At 65.7% G+C, this 654-nt stretch carries 1 protein-coding gene and 1 pseudogene; one reads left to right on the top strand and one right to left on the bottom strand.

The features are described 5' to 3' along the window. A pseudogene (locus JCM25156_RS31850) lies at positions 1–155 on the bottom strand (bifunctional 2-polyprenyl-6-hydroxyphenol methylase/3-demethylubiquinol 3-O-methyltransferase UbiG); the annotation flags it as partial. Positions 156–310: 155 nt separating this feature from the next. Here JCM25156_RS31850 and JCM25156_RS26550 point away from each other — a divergent pair. Then, on the top strand, positions 311–654 hold a 344-nt coding region (locus JCM25156_RS26550), incomplete at its 3' end, for an amino acid kinase family protein (protein ID WP_457851829.1).

Consider the following 654-nt stretch of genomic DNA (forward strand, 5'->3'; position numbering starts at 1 on the left):
CGCAGGCTCCAGCCCGTGCGCAGGTCGTTCATGGCATGCAGGGGGCGCATCGGCCCGGCCGGATCCCACCACCGGGCGGCCAGATCGCTGAAATGGGCGATCTCGTCCGGGGCGACCGAATCTGCCGACAGAACGGGCGAATCGTGATGCTGCATGAGTGCACCGCCTTTCATTTGGCTTTCTCCCGCTGGACGCGGAAGCTGGGGGGATGTATGTGACGCGGCTTGCGCATAACCGCAATGCCCCGGATCGGCCAGTCGGCCGGTCATGGGGCAAGCTGAAGCCCGAGCATGATGGAGCCGTTATCCCGATGTCCCCTACCGTACCGCGGATCGTGATGAAATTCGGCGGCACTTCCGTCGCTGATCTTGACCGGATTCGGGCCGTGGCGGAAAAAGTCCGGAAACAGGTCGAGGCCGGGTGCGAGGTGGCCGTGGTCGTCTCCGCCATGTCCGGCGTGACGAACCGCCTTGTGGGCTACTGCCGCGATCTTTCCCCCCGGCATGATGAACGCGAATACGACACCGTTGTCGCCACGGGCGAGCAGGTGACCAGCGGCCTGCTGGCCATCGCGCTGCAGAATCTGGGCATCAACGCCCGGTCCTGGCTGGGCTGGCAGATCCCGCTGCGCACGGATGACGCGCACGGCAAGGC

Source organism: Komagataeibacter kakiaceti JCM 25156 (genome assembly GCF_000613305.1).